This is a genomic window from Rhizobacter sp. P2_D12 (assembly GCF_056404395.1).
This window is the reverse complement of sequence record NZ_JBFUEB010000079.1, coordinates 1-13,824: the sequence shown is the minus strand read 5'-3', so window position 1 is coordinate 13,824 and position 13,824 is coordinate 1. Positions and strand designations below refer to the sequence as shown.

Here is a 13,824-nt window from a genome sequence, read left to right as displayed (position 1 = left end):
CATGATCAACGGTCGTCCGCCACTGCGGGCCATTGCCTCGTTGTTCCTTGCAGTTTCCGCAGTACCACTTTCCACAGCTCAACAAGTCCCCGCCCAGGTGCCGGCCGCCAGTGCCGCCACCAACAGCGCCACCGAGATGCGCCTGCTGCGCCAGCAAGAAAAGCAGCGCACCAACATCTACAAGGCCTTCTACCCCGACGCAGCCATGCTGCGCAAGGCCGCCATCACCTTCCACGACAACCTGCTCGAATCCAATTACGAGCAGGGCTACCTGGTGCTCGAGCTCGAGTCGCAGGACATCATCAACCTGCGCAGCTTCGGCTTCCGCGTCGAGAACGCGCCCGAGTTCATCCAGCGCCGCAACGATTTCCTGGCGCAGATCCAGGCCGCCGCCGACGCCAAGAGCCGCACCACCGCCCCCGGCGCGTCGACAGACGCCACCGGCATCGGCAGCGCCGCCGCGGCCGATGCGACCATCCAGTCCATCCCCGGCTTCGCCTGCTACGAGACGGTCGAAGAAACTTTCACCGCCGCGCAGGGCTTCACCACCACCTACCCGGCGCTCGCCAGCTGGATCGACATCGGCGACTCCTGGCAGAAGGTCAACGGCCTCGGCGGCTACGACATGCGCGTGCTGAAGATCACCAACAGCGCGGTCGGCGGCACCAAGCCCAAGCTGTTCGTCAACAGCGCCATCCACGCCCGCGAATACACCACCGCGCCGCTGAACCTCGAGTTCGCGCGCTGGCTGCTCAACGGCTACGGCGTGGATCCCGACGCCACCTGGATCGTCGACCACCACGAGGTGCACCTGCTGCTGCAGACCAACCCCGACGGCCGCAAGAAGGCCGAGGGCGGCCTCTCGTGGCGCAAGAACACCAACACCGCCTACTGCGGCGCCACCAGCAACACCCGCGGCGCCGACCTGAACCGCAACTTCACGTTCGGCTGGAACAGCACCGGCGGCCAGGGCTCCAGCGGCAACCAGTGCGACCTGACCTACCGCGGCGCATCGGCCGGCTCCGAGCCCGAAACGCAGGCGGTGCAGAACTACATCCGCAGCATCTTCCCCGACCGGCGCGGCCCCAACCCGGGCGACGGCGCGCCCACCGACACCTCGGGCATCCACATCGACGTGCACAGCTACAGCCAGCTGGTGCTGTGGCCCTGGGGCACCACGTCGACGCCCACCGCCAACGCCACCGCGCTGCAGACGCTGGGCCGGCGCCTCGCGTACTTCAACGGCTACACGCCCGAGCAGTCGATCGGCCTGTACCCCACCGACGGCACCAGCGACGGCCCGAGCTACGGTGAGCTGGGCGTTGCGGCCTACACGATCGAGCTGGGCTCCAGCTTCTTCGAGAGCTGCACCACGTACAACAACACCACCAAGCCGAAGAACCTGCCGGCGCTGATCTACGCCGCCAAGGTGGTGCGCGCGCCGTACCAGACGCCCGCCGGCGCCGACGTGACCAGCGTGACGCTCGGCAGCGATGCCAGCGGCGGCGGCGTGCTGGCCGGCACGCCGGTCAGCGTCAGCGCCTCGGCCACCGACACGCGCTTCAACCAGAGCAACGGCACCGAGCCCACGCTGAACGTGACCGGCGCCGAGGCCTACATCGACACCCCGCCGTGGGTGGCTGGTGCGGTGGCCATCCCGCTCAGCGCCACCGACGGCAGCTTCAACCAGACCACCGAGGCGCTCAGCGGCACGCTCGCCACCACAGGGTTGTCGCTGGGCAAGCACCTGGTGTTCGTGCGCGCCAAGGTGTCGTCCGGCCAGTGGGGCCCGGTGACCGCGCAGTTCCTCAAGATCGCCAGCGTCGTCACCCCGGCCAACAACGAGACCGAGTCGAACGACAACATCGGCACCGCCAACGCGGTGGCCTCGGCGGGCACCTGGAACGGCGCGATGGGCACCTCCAGCGACAGCGACTACTTCGTCGTGCAGCTGCCGGCCGGCAAGACGCTGGCCGCCACGCTGACGCCGAACGCGTCCAGCGACTACGACCTCTACATCTACAACGCGTCCGGCACCCAGCTGGCCGCGAGCGAGAAGGGGTCGGGCCTGGTCGACACGGCCAGCGTGTCCAACACCACCACTGCGGCATCGGCACGCTACGTGCGCGTCAAGTACTACAGCGGCGGCACCGGGGCCACCAGCGGCAAGTACACGCTCGGCTTGAACTGGTAGCCCGGATGACAATCCGGGATTGCTTCGACACCGCCGACCCGGATTGACATCCGGGCCACGGCCCCCGGGTTGTCCCTCTGGGGTGACTCGGGGCGGCTCTTCACAATCCGTGTGGAACCGCTTCCACGAAGGCGGCCCCACACGGAGACACGATGAGACCCAGAGCCCTTGCATTGATCAGCGTATTGGTTGCCGTCGGTTGCGGCGGCGGTGATTCGGCTGACGCTACAACCGCCTACAACGGTGGCCACGAGAAGGCGGCTGCCGTGATCCCGCCCGCGCCCACCTATGCGGACTGGCCGGCCATCACCAGCGCGATCGCGCGCGATCCGGCGATGGAGTCGCGCATCGCGCAGATCGTCGCTTCGATGACGCTGGAGCAGAAGGTCGGGCAGATGACGCAGCCCGAGATCAAGACCATCACGCCCGACCAGGTGCGGCAGTTCTTCATCGGCTCGGTGCTCAACGGCGGCGGCTCCTGGCCCAACGGCAACAAGCACGCGAGCGCGGCCGACTGGGTGGCGCTGGCCGACCAGTACTACAACGCGTCGATGTCGACCACGCTGTCGACCAAGATCCCGATCATCTGGGGCACCGACGCGATCCACGGCCACAGCAACGTCTACCAGGCCACGCTGTTCCCGCACAACATCGGCCTCGGCGCGGCGCACGAGCCGGCGCTGGTGCAGCAGATCGGCGGGGCGGTCGGCCAGGCGGTGCGCGCCACCGGCATCAACTGGATCTTCGGGCCCACGCTGGCCGTCGTGCGCGACGACCGCTGGGGCCGCACCTACGAGAGCTTCTCCGAAGACCCGTCCGTCGTGCGCGCCTATGGCGGCGCCTACGTCACCGGGCTGCAGGGCACGTTCGCGAGCGATGCCAACGTGGTGGCCACCGCCAAGCACTTCATCGGCGATGGCGGCACCGACCAGGGTGTCGACCAGGGCATCAACATGTCGAGCACCAGCGACATGATCAACATCCACGGCCAGGGCTACTACAGCGCGCTGGGCGCCGGGGCGCAGACGGTGATGGCGTCCTTCCACAGCTGGAACAACGCGGCCGCCGGCATCAACGTCGGCAAGATGCACGGCAGCAAGGCCATGCTCACCGACGTGCTGAAGACCAGGCTGGGCTTCGACGGCTTCGTGATCTCCGACTGGAACGGCATCGGCCAGGTGCCGGGCTGCAGCAACGCGAGCTGCGCGCAGGCGATCAACGCCGGCGTCGACATGGTGATGGTGCCGGACGAGTGGCGTGCCTTCATCACCAACACCGTCGCGCAGGTGCGCTCGGGCGCGATCCCGATGGCGCGCATCGACGATGCGGTCACGCGCATCCTGCGCGTCAAGATGCGCTCGGGCCTGTTCAACGGCCGCAAGCCGTCGCAGACCGCCGGGGCCGGCAACCCGGCGTTGCTGCAGGCGCGTGCGCTGGCGCGCGATGCGGTGCGCAAGTCTCTCGTGCTGATCAAGAACAACAACGCGGTGCTGCCGCTGCTGCGCGGCCGCAAGACGCTGGTGGTGGGCAAGAGCGCCGACAGCATCGCCAACCAGTCGGGCGGCTGGTCGCTCACCTGGCAGGGAACGGGCAACAGCAATGCCGATTTCCCCGGCATGGCCGACAGCGTGCTGGCCGGCATCCGCGAAGCCGCCGGCACCGCCAACGTCGACTACAGCGCCACCGGCACCGACCGCAACCCGGCCAACTACGACGTGGTGATCGCGGTGATCGGCGAGACGCCGTATGCCGAGGGCGTGGGCGACATCAAGGGCAGCCGCACGCTGGCGCATTCGGCCAACTACCCGGAAGACCTGGCAGCGCTGAATGCCGTGTCGGGCAAGGGCAAGCCGGTGGTCACGGTGCTGCTGGCCGGGCGCACGCTGTATGCCAATGACCTGATCAACAAGTCGGACGCCTTCGTCGCCGGCTGGCTGCCGGGCACCGAAGGCAAGGGCGTGAGCGACGTGCTGTACCGCAATGCGGCGGGCGGCGTCGCGTTCGATTTCAACGGCACGCTGTCGTTCTCGTGGCCGGCCTCGGCCTGCCAGACGCCGCTCAACGCCGGCGACGGGCAGGTGCCGCAGTTCGGGCTGAACTATGGGTTGCGTTATGCGAGCGGCGGCACGGTGGGCACGCTTCCGACACCGGCGGTGCCGTCGGCCTGCGGGCAGAACTCGGGCTCGCTGACGATCTTCAACCAGAGTGCCGTGGCGCCGTTCACGCTGAACGTCAACACCGCCGCCAACAACTGGGCGAGCGTGCCGGTGCCGTCCGACCCGAATGCCACGCTGGCCGTGCCGGCCACCGGCACCGCGGCGATGACGGTGCAGACCACGCAGGTCAACACGCAGCAGGATGCGAAGCGGGTCACCTGGGCTTCGCAAGGGCAGGTCTTCGCGAGCGCGCCGAGCGGGCAGAACCTGGCGGGCTACACCGACGGCACGCTGGAGTTCGACACCATCGTGTCGCAGGCGCCGTCGGCGGTGGTGAAGGTGCACATGGATTGCGGCTACCCGTGCCGCGGCTCGGTGGACCTGACGGCCACGCTGCGCAGCCTGCCGCTGAACGCAAAGCAGACCGTCAAGATCCCGCTGAGCTGCTTTGCGGCGGCGGGAGCCAACCTGTCGAGCATCGACACGCCGTTCAGCATGGAATCGATGGGCACGCTGCAACTGGCCTTCACCAACCTGCGCGTCGTGAAGGGCGGGGCGCTGGCCGGGGGCGTGGTGTCGTGCAGCGGCGGGCTGGGCGACTTCAACGTGTACGGCGCCAATGGGCCGGCGGCGGGCTTCGGGTTCACCAGCTACCAGAGCGTGGCAGGCCACGTGAGCTACCAGCCGATCGCCACGCCGCCGGCCGAGCTGCGCATGCAGTTCTCCAACACCGCGGGCGCGAACGGCATGGTGTTCGTCAGCGGGCCGGCCACCGATGTCTCGGTGTACCGCAACGGGCGGGTGTCGGTCGATCTCTATCCCTACCTGTACGGCAGCAACACCGGCGGCTTCACGCTGAAGATCGAGAGCGGCCCCGGCTGCGCGACGGCCGACATCCCGCTCGGCCGGCCGGCGCAGGGCGCGTGGGCGACGGTGTCGGTGCCGATGAGCACGGTGCTGGCCGGGGCGGGCAGTTGCTTCGACCTGGCGAAGGCGACGACCTTCTCGGTCTTTCCGCGCTGGAACGACCAGCGGGGCGTGCAGATGACGATGCGCAACCTGCAGTTGCATCCCTGACGAGGCAGGGGCAGAGCCGGCCAAATCTGCAGAAAGTAAGGAGCCGAAGGGGCTTTTGATTTCCTAGAGTCGCGCGACGCGCCCGGGCTGTTGGGGCCGATTCAACCGACCCCAGGAGCTCACTGCATGGCATGTCTTTCTGCCGGGTGCAAGGCCGTTGTGCTTGCACGCATCACTTCGGTTCTCATGGTGGGCAGCCCTTCCGCTGCGCACACCCAAGGCTTGCCGTCGCCGCCGGTCTCGCCGACACCAATCTCCCGATACGAGTACGACGCCCAGGGCAACGTCACCAAGATCATCCGTGGCGCCGGCACGCTCAACCTGGAGACCAAGCTCAGCTACGACCCGCTGTCGCGGGTGAAGGATCACACCGACCCGAAGCTGGGCAAGACGCAGTTCCAGTACGACGGTGCAGACCGCACGACCCAGGTCACTGACCCGCGAAGCCTGGTTACCCAGTACCCGCGCGACGGCTTCGGCAAYGCCACCCAGCTGATCAGCCCGGACACYGGCRYCTCGAACCAGACCTACGACCAAGCCGACAACCTGCTCACCCGCACCGACAGCCGCGGCGTGCTGGAGACCTACACCTACGACGGGCTGARCCGGCTGACGCAGCTGGTCTACAGCCTGAGYGGGCAGCCCAGCCAGGCGGTGAGCTGGAGCTACGACCTCAAAGGGCCGGACTACAGCTACAGCGCCGACCGGCTCAGCCGCACCGACCACCCGAACGGCTCCAGCCGCTTCAAGTACGACCCRCAGAAGCGGGTGATCGAAGCGGTGCAGACGGTCAATGCTGCACCGGGYGCGAACAGCGCGACCRTCGTCAGCACCACGCGCTACGGCTATACGCTGGGCCGCCTGACCAGCATCACGTAYCCGTCRGGWCGCAAGCTSRTCCTGASSTACACCGGYCGGCGCATCACCGCCATCAGCCTGGCCAAGGATGCGGACAGCACGCCGGTGCCGCTGCTGACCGACATCAAGTGGGAGCCGTTCGGGCCGGTGACGAGCTGGAACTGGGCCATGGCCAGCGGAGCTGTGCCGCACGAGCGCTTCTACGACCTGAGCGGGCGCATCGTGCGCATCCGGCTGGGCGATGTCTTCCGCGACATCACCTACGACGCGGCCGATCGGATCGTSRGCTACRYGCACCTGAGCGCCRACGACGGYATYSCGCAGCCGGGACTGGACCAGRGCTTCGGSTACGACGAGAACAGCCGGCTGACSAGCATCACCACGGTGAGCGCSGTCTGGAACATCACCTACGACGCCAACGGCAACCGCACCGGCGTGAGCCTGAACGGCAGCCCGAGCGTCTACACGACGCAGGCGACGAGCAACCGGCTGACGAGCATCACCAACCCGGCAAGAAGCTTCGGCTATGACAACGCGGGTAACACGGTCACGGACAGCCCGAACTACACGGCGATCTACGGGCTCAACGGCTCACTGGCCAGCATCACCAAGGGCAGCGTCACCGGCACCTACAGCTACGACGCGGACAAGCGGCGCATCCGCAAGACAACCAGCGCGGGGCCGAACGGCACGGTCATCTTCGTGTACGACATCGATGGAAATCTGCTCGGCGAGTACGACCAGAACGGACAGGCGATCAAGGAATACGTGTGGCTGGGCTCGACGCCGGTGGCGRTCTTCAGCAACGACCCGGGCAATGCAAGCAGCCCGCCCTCGGTCTACTTCATCCACGCCGACCACATCGACACGCCGCGCATCGTCGTCGACCAGAACGGCGGCAAACGCTGGCGCTGGCTGGCGGAGCCCTTCGGCACGACGGCGCCGGAGATCAACCCGGACGGCATCGGTGCGTTCACCTTCAACCTGCGCTTCCCCGGTCAGTACTCGGACCAGGAGTCGGGGCTGTTCTACAACCACTCCCGGAACTACGACCAGGAGAGTGGGCGCTACAGAGAAAGCGATCCCATCGGTCTGCACGGCGGCACCAACACCTATGTCTACGGCTTGTCTCAGCCGACGAAGTACACCGATCCCACTGGCCAAGCCGTCCCAGCCATCTTCGTCGCGTGCCTCGTCAATCCTGCCGCGTGCGCAAGCTTGACGGCTGCAACCATCGGCGCCATTGGCTGGGGAATCCACAACTCGAGGCAAGCAGCGAACGACCCGACATACACCGTCTACTGTCCTCCAGGGCCTCCCGACGACTACTGCACGCGCAACCAGCAGCGCCTGGCGAAGGAGCGCGCATTCCTCGTCGACGCAACTTCGCTCGTCAATATGAAAGATGAAGAAACCGCGATTGCTCTCAGCAATGAAGTCGTAAAGTACAACCGCGAGGTGGATGTGCACAATGCGATGTGCTCGCATCTACCGGCGGTGAAGCTGATGCCCCTGCGGTGACGCTTCGGCTCCATCACGAAAGAGGACTGCATGGCCACCATCGAGCTGACAACCGCTGGAAGAATGCCGTGTCGCGTTGGAGGCGATGGTATTTCGGCAATCTGTGCGGCGCTGATCAGCGTGCCCGGTGCGCGTGATCCCTCTCTTCAGATTCTGGCAACACAAGATGTAGAGCCCACGCATCCCGTTTGGAACTTGCGACCACCGCCGCCCCAGCAATGGCTGACGCTCCGGTGCCTCGGATCAGGAGACCTGACGGTCCCCGGAGACGCGTGGAAAAAGACCGCGCCAGAGCTTGTCGTTCCGACGACGGGCGAGCGAAGAGACTCATTCGTGTGCAATGTGGAACTTGGCGGTGAGAAGCCGCTGCGATTTGCTGTTTCAGGAAGCACGACATTCCAGCTGACGCTGCAATATCACTTCACGCGAGCGGGTGCCAAACTTGAGATCGGTTGCACCGGCGGCGAAGGAATCGATGACACCGATTCCTGGCTGGCGCTGCCCGTGTCATTCGATCAACTACTGCGCTTGCGAGTGGCCTAGCCAGGGCATTCTTCGGCAAGTCAGAAAGTTCGTTGCCAACAAGCGCGACTCCGGGGTGAGCGAGGTCGTACGGAGAGGGCCGATGCCCGCCTGAAGGGGGRCACTGTCCTATACACGCATCGAGCAGCCACTCGGCGCGGCGATCGACATGTGCATGGCTGCAGTTTCCAATACGCCAACGGCCGATGAATGCGCTGCCGAATGGCGAAGAGGTGAGAATGTATGCGTCGAATGGATGCGGGAACTCAGGTCAAGTATTTCGGAGAGGCGACGTCGTCAGCTCTCGCGATTGACCGGTGGCTCGTTCGCAGTGTGTGTCGGGAGTCAGGTTGCTCAAGCTTGTGGCGGAACTCGCGTGGGGCGAGCGCCCAAGCCACGCAGAAAGCGGTCGCCTGGCGCGCGATGAGAAAACCGATGTGGCTCGGCAGCTGCTATCGACGGTGTCCATCGAGAAGCTCACAGCTGATGACGCGCGCTCGGTAGCGCTGGCCACTCCTACTGCAATGACCTCGACCAATCCGAACGCGCTTGGCGTCACGTCGTGGCCGCGGGTGACGAAGTCGCCGGGGACAGGTTCATGCTCGCCTCTGCCCAGCTGGATCTCCTCAGGCTCATCTCTGACGAGGATGGCTACTACCTCCGTGGAGTTGGATTCAGAACAAAGCGGCAACTCCTGAGCAAGTGACCGCAGCGCATCCTTGTGGATGAACAGCCAGGACATGTGTTGCCGCCGATCACCCCCGCGGCCCAAATGCGACTGCCGAACGGCAAGCAAGGACGCTATGTCGACACGAAAGATGGCATTTCTTGCTCAACTCCGGCCGTTCGCCGTAGACGAAGTCTCGTATGGCCGAATTCATGCCGACTTCGTAGACCTTCTTGAAGCAAGCGAGTGGTTCGTGAAGACCATGGATGCGTTGGAAGGCCATGAACTGACCCGATCCGAGTTGGAGGATTTGCTGGTCGAGATTGACGTGAAGTTCGTTGACCACGCGTTCTTCCATCTCTCTTCGCTGCGAACCGATCTCAAGGCAGCCCTCGAAAACTTCCCCGACGAAGATGAGGCGTAGTTCCGACGTGGTGGCTGGCGCCGCCAGCGCACCCGGCTACGCCATCGCCGCGTGATACCCCTTCGACCCCACGACGAGCGCCAGCGCGCTGCGCGGATCCCGCCCCGCCGCCAGCTCCCGCAGGTTGCGCTCGAAGTCGTACTGCGGCGCCCACCCCAGCACCGTCCGCGCGCGCTCGTTGACGTAGATGCGGTCGATGTCCGCCAGCATCTTCCAGCCGCGGGCCGCATACACTGCCTCGAAGGCGGGAACCCGGCGCCTGAGCACCGCGGCGGGGTCCGCCCGCACCTGCGCCAGGTCGGCCTGCGTGAACGGCGTGGTCGCGCTGACGATGAACTTGTCGAAGCGCAAGCCCGGTGCCGCCGCCATCGCCCGCAGGTGCGCGCCCACCACGTCCTCGATGTCCACGCGCCGGTACAGGAACTCGCTGGTCTTCAGGTTCAGGTCGTCGTAGTGGTCGCGCCGGCGCGGGTCGTCGTCCGCCTCGGGGAAGAAGCGCGACGTCCTGAGCACCACGCACGGCAGCCCGTGGTTGCGCGCGAACAGCTGGCACAGGTCTTCCGCCGCCGTCTTGGTTGCCCCATAGATGTTCTTCGGCCTCGGCACCACGTCTTCGGTGATCCAGGCGGCCGGCGACGCGGGCGGCGGCGTCAGCGCATCGCCGAAGGTGCTGGTGGTGCTCGTGAAGACGAACGCGCCGACGCCCGCCGACACGGCTTCTTCCAGCAGCGTGAGCGTGCCCGTCAGGTTGACGTCGATGAAATCCTGCCGCCGGTGCGTCGCCACGTGCGGCTTGTGCAGCGTCGCCGCATGCAGCACCGCCCCCACCCCGGCCATGCAGCGCGCCACCACGGCGCGGTCGGTGATCGATCCGACGACGTCGGTGAACGGCGATGCCAGCACGTCCAGGCCGATGACGTCGACCGCCGCGTCTTCCCTCAAGCTGCGGACCAGCGCCTCGCCGAGGTGGCCCGAACTCCCGGTGACCAGTACCTTCATGGGGAAGGTACTGTACCGGTCACGGCGTGAGGACGGCCGCCCCAGCACGACGTTCGCCCGCTTCAGCCGGGCGCCCCGTCGCCGGGTGGATTGACGAAGCGCAAGCCGGCGCCACGTCGCGGCCCCACAGTGCAGCCATGCAGCCCTGGGAGCCCGATGCGATGAGCCGCGACCCGCGTGGATTGAGCGCCGACGAGGTGCGCCTGCGACAGCAGCGCGACGGCCCGAACCGCCTGCCGCGCGCGCGCCGCGACGGCCTGTTCGCCGCATTGCGCGAAGCCCTGGGCCAGCCGATGGTGCTGCTGCTGGTGGCCTGCGCGACGGTGTACGGCGCGCTCGGCAGCGTCGGCGATGCGCTGTTGCTGGCCGGCTCGCTGCTGCTCGTGATGGCGATCTCGGTCGGCCAGTCGCTGCGCAGCCAGTCGGTGCTGCGTGCGCTGCGCGACATGGCCAGCCCGCGCAGCACCGTGGTCCGCGACGGCGTCGTGCAGCGCATCGCCAGCGTCGAGCTGGTGGTCGGCGACCGCCTGGTCGTCCAGGAAGGCGACCGCCTGGCCTGCGACGCCGTGCTGTTCGAGGCCCACGGCCTGCGCGTCGACGAATCGCTGCTGACCGGCGAATCGACGCCGGTCGACAAGGACGCCGCCTCGCCGCAGCTGTCGTCCGGCACGCTGGTGCTGGCCGGCGACGGCGTGGCCGGCGTCGTTGCCATCGGCGCGGCCACCGTGCTCGGGCGCATCGGCGACAGCATGCGCAGCCTGCAGCCGCCGCCCAGCCGGCTGCGCGTTCAGCTCGACCGCATCGTGCGCCGCGTCGCGATCGCGGCCTTCGCCACCTGCGTCGTCGCGGCGCTGCTGTTCGGCTGGCGCGACGGCTCGTGGACGGCCGGGTTGCTGGTCGGCCTGACGCTCGCGATGGCCATCGTGCCCGAGGAGTTCGCGGTGGTCTGGAGCGTGATGCTCGCCCTCGGGGCCTGGCGCCTGGCACGGCGCCAGGTGCTGGCACGCCAGCCGCAGGCCATCGAGGCGCTGGGCTGCGCCAGCGTGCTGTGCGTCGACAAGACCGGCACGTTGACGGCCAACCGAATGCAGGTGGTCGCCTGGCTCGACGTCGCGGCGGCCGGCACCTGGCGCGCGGGCGAAGCGGTGCCTCCGCAGGCGCCGCAGCTGCTGCACCATGCCGCACTCGCCAGCGTGGCCGAAGGGCTGGAGCCGATGGACCGCGCGGTGCTCGCGCTGCAGCCGCAGCCGGCCGGGCGCGTGGCCTGGCGCGAAGGCGTGCAGCCGGGGCGCCCGTTCGTGCGCCAGGGCTGGCAGCTTGAGGGTGCCGCGCGCGCGCGTGTCGCGATCAAGGGCGCGCCCGAGGCGGTGCTCGCCGGCTGTGCGCTGGCTGCGGTGCGCCGCGATGCCTTGCTCGCGCAGGCCCACGCCTGGGCCACGCAAGGCCTGCGCGTGCTGGCGGTCGCCCATGTCGACACCGCATCGCCCGACACGCGGCCCGATGCCGGATGGCAGGCCGATGGCCTGCTCGCCTTCCAGGACCCGCTGCGCCCCGAGGTGCCGGCCGCGCTGCGGCGCTGCCGCGAGGCCGGCGTGCGCGTCGTGATGGTCACCGGCGATGCGGCTGGCACCGCGGCGGCACTCGCACGCGAGGCCGGCTTCGACCTGTCGGCCGACGGCGCGGTGTGCAGCGGCGAGCAGCTCGACGCGCTCGACGACGCCGCCTTCGATGCGGCGCTGGCGCGCGTGGCGGTGTGCGCCCGCGTCACGCCGGCGCAGAAGCTGCGCATCGTGCAAGGCCTGCAGCGGCGCGGCGAGGTGGTCGCGATGACCGGCGACGGCGTCAACGACGGCCCGGCGCTGCGGGCCGCCGACGTCGGCGTCGCGATGGGGCAGCGCGGCACCGATGTCGCGCGCGAGGCCGCGGCGCTGGTGCTGCTGGACGACCGCTTCGACGCGCTGGTCGAGGCGGTGGCGGCGGGGCGCCGCATCTTCGACAACCTGCGCAAGGCGATCGGCTACCTGTTCGCGGTGCACGTGCCCATCGTCGGGCTGTCGCTGCTGCCGCTGTTCGGCGGGCCGGTGCTGCTGCTGCCCCTGCACGTGGTGTTGCTGGAGCTGTTGATCGACCCGGCCTGCTCGCTGGTCTTCGAGGCCGAGTCGCTGGCCGCCGATGCGATGCGGCGGCCGCCGCGGCCGCGCGACCAGGCGCTGTTCGGCCCGCAGGCGGTCGGCCGCGCCATCGGCGTCGGCCTGGCGGGCCTGCTCGTCGTCGTGCTGGTGCAGGGCCTGGGCCGGCAGGCCAGCCTGTCCGACGACGGGCTGCGCCTGGCGGGCCTGGCCGCCGTCGTCATCGCCAACCTGGCGATGCTGCAATGGTTCCGGCGCGCCCTCAGTCCAGCGGGTGCGTGAGGAACCAGCACAGCGCGCCCAGCGCCGCCAGCACCAGCAGCAACAGGCCGCCGGCCAGGATCATCGTCCATTGCGCCATGTCGATCGCCTCCATGGTGCGATGGTCCGCCGTCGCGCGGCGCAGGCCTTGACGGCCGTCAAGCCGCGTGCAGCGCGAGCAGCGCGCCGTGCACCACGGTGCCGGCCACGGCCAGCGCCACCAGCCCGAGCAGCGCGCCGGCCAACAGCCAGGCGCCGTCGTGGCGCAGCACGCCCAGCATCATCAGGCTGATCGCCGCGGCGGGCGCCATGTTGCCCAGCGGCACCGGCAGCGCCAGCACCACCGCCAGCGCCAGGCACAGCAGGCCCACCAGCCGCAGCGGCAACGGGCCCAGCAACGGCAGCCAGCGCGGCTGCAGCAGCGGCCTGGCGCGCTGCAGCCACGGCAGCAGGCGCTGTACGCCGCGCGCGAAGCTCTCGCGCGGCAGCGAGCGCGACGACAGCGGCGACGGCAGCCAGGCCGGCAACCCGAGCGCCAGCTGCGCCGTCAGGAACAGCAGCGGCACGCCCAGCACGCCCGAGGTGCCGGGCGGCACCGGCACCGTGTTGGGCAACGCGAACAGCAGGATCAGCGCGGCCAGCGCCTGGTCCTGCAGCGCCGCGAAGACGTCGGCCACGCGCACGCGCTCGCGCCGGCGGTCGTCCGCCAGGGCGAGCAGCGCGTGCGCGATCGCATCGGGTTCGGCCAGCGAAGCGGCAGGAGGCGGTGTCATCGTCGAGCCATCGTAGGCAGCGCGGGTTCGCCGGCCTTGATCCTCCTCAAGTCGCGCAGCGGCGCGCACACTCGGGGTCCGCTGCCCGTGCCGAATGCCCACCGTGCCGAACCACGCCACCCCGAGCCCGCCGCTGCCCACCGACCCGTGGCAGCTCGCGCTCGACGTGGCCGCCGTGCCGCACGGCGGTGCCGAGGCGCTGGCGGCCCGCCAGGCGCAGCGGCTGCACGCGCTGCTCGCGTG

Annotated in this window: 8 protein-coding genes; 6 read left to right on the top strand and 2 right to left on the bottom strand. The window is 68.6% G+C overall.

What is annotated here, in order from left to right:
• Nucleotides 1-97 precede the first annotated feature (97 nt).
• The 5 genes from AC1DYN_RS23125 to AC1DYN_RS23105 all read left to right on the top strand — a co-directional run bounded on the left by AC1DYN_RS23125 (nucleotide 98) and on the right by AC1DYN_RS23105 (nucleotide 9,419).
• Entirely contained in the window at nucleotides 98-2,194 is a 2,097-nt protein-coding gene (locus AC1DYN_RS23125) for a M14 family zinc carboxypeptidase (RefSeq protein WP_477963465.1), read from the top strand.
• A 266-nt stretch (nucleotides 2,195-2,460) separates the two neighbouring features.
• Nucleotides 2,461-5,427, top strand: coding sequence for a glycoside hydrolase family 3 N-terminal domain-containing protein (locus AC1DYN_RS23120; protein WP_477963464.1), 2,967 nt, complete (start codon nucleotides 2,461-2,463; stop codon nucleotides 5,425-5,427).
• 126 nt (nucleotides 5,428-5,553) lie between these two features.
• Complete coding sequence (locus AC1DYN_RS23115; protein ID WP_477963463.1) at nucleotides 5,554-7,806, top strand: RHS repeat domain-containing protein; 2,253 nt, start codon at nucleotides 5,554-5,556, stop codon at nucleotides 7,804-7,806.
• A gap of 30 nt (nucleotides 7,807-7,836) precedes the next feature.
• Nucleotides 7,837-8,349, top strand: coding sequence for a hypothetical protein (locus tag AC1DYN_RS23110; protein ID WP_477963462.1), 513 nt, complete (start codon nucleotides 7,837-7,839; stop codon nucleotides 8,347-8,349).
• Nucleotides 8,350-9,146: 797 nt separating this feature from the next.
• A complete protein-coding gene (locus AC1DYN_RS23105) occupies nucleotides 9,147-9,419 on the top strand; it encodes a hypothetical protein (protein WP_477963461.1) in 273 nt (90 codons plus the stop codon).
• Nucleotides 9,420-9,455: 36 nt separating this feature from the next.
• Here AC1DYN_RS23105 and AC1DYN_RS23100 read toward each other — a convergent pair whose 3' ends face one another.
• Nucleotides 9,456-10,418 (bottom strand): NAD-dependent epimerase/dehydratase family protein, encoded by a 963-nt coding sequence (locus AC1DYN_RS23100; protein WP_477963460.1) that lies wholly within the window; start codon nucleotides 10,416-10,418, stop codon nucleotides 9,456-9,458.
• A gap of 137 nt (nucleotides 10,419-10,555) precedes the next feature.
• Here AC1DYN_RS23100 and AC1DYN_RS23095 point away from each other — a divergent pair, with 137 nt between their 5' ends.
• Complete coding sequence (locus tag AC1DYN_RS23095; protein ID WP_477963459.1) at nucleotides 10,556-12,829, top strand: cation-translocating P-type ATPase; 2,274 nt, start codon at nucleotides 10,556-10,558, stop codon at nucleotides 12,827-12,829.
• 137 nt (nucleotides 12,830-12,966) lie between these two features.
• On the opposite strand, the gene AC1DYN_RS23090 is transcribed toward AC1DYN_RS23095, so the two are convergent.
• Nucleotides 12,967-13,581, bottom strand: coding sequence for an exopolysaccharide biosynthesis protein (locus AC1DYN_RS23090; protein WP_477963458.1), 615 nt, complete (start codon nucleotides 13,579-13,581; stop codon nucleotides 12,967-12,969).
• Between the last annotated feature and the right edge of the window lie 243 nt (nucleotides 13,582-13,824).

Bases quoted from the DNA above. Each gene is read 5' to 3' on its own strand.
- AC1DYN_RS23110 (WP_477963462.1), top strand. From the start codon at position 7,837: ATGGCCACCATCGAGCTGACAACCGCTGGAAGAATGCCGTGTCGCGTT.
- AC1DYN_RS23105 (WP_477963461.1), top strand. From the start codon at position 9,147: ATGGCATTTCTTGCTCAACTCCGGCCGTTCGCCGTAGACGAAGTCTCG.
- AC1DYN_RS23100 (WP_477963460.1), bottom strand. From the start codon at position 10,418: ATGAAGGTACTGGTCACCGGGAGTTCGGGCCACCTCGGCGAGGCGCTG.
- AC1DYN_RS23095 (WP_477963459.1), top strand. From the start codon at position 10,556: ATGCAGCCCTGGGAGCCCGATGCGATGAGCCGCGACCCGCGTGGATTG.
- AC1DYN_RS23090 (WP_477963458.1), bottom strand. From the start codon at position 13,581: ATGACACCGCCTCCTGCCGCTTCGCTGGCCGAACCCGATGCGATCGCG.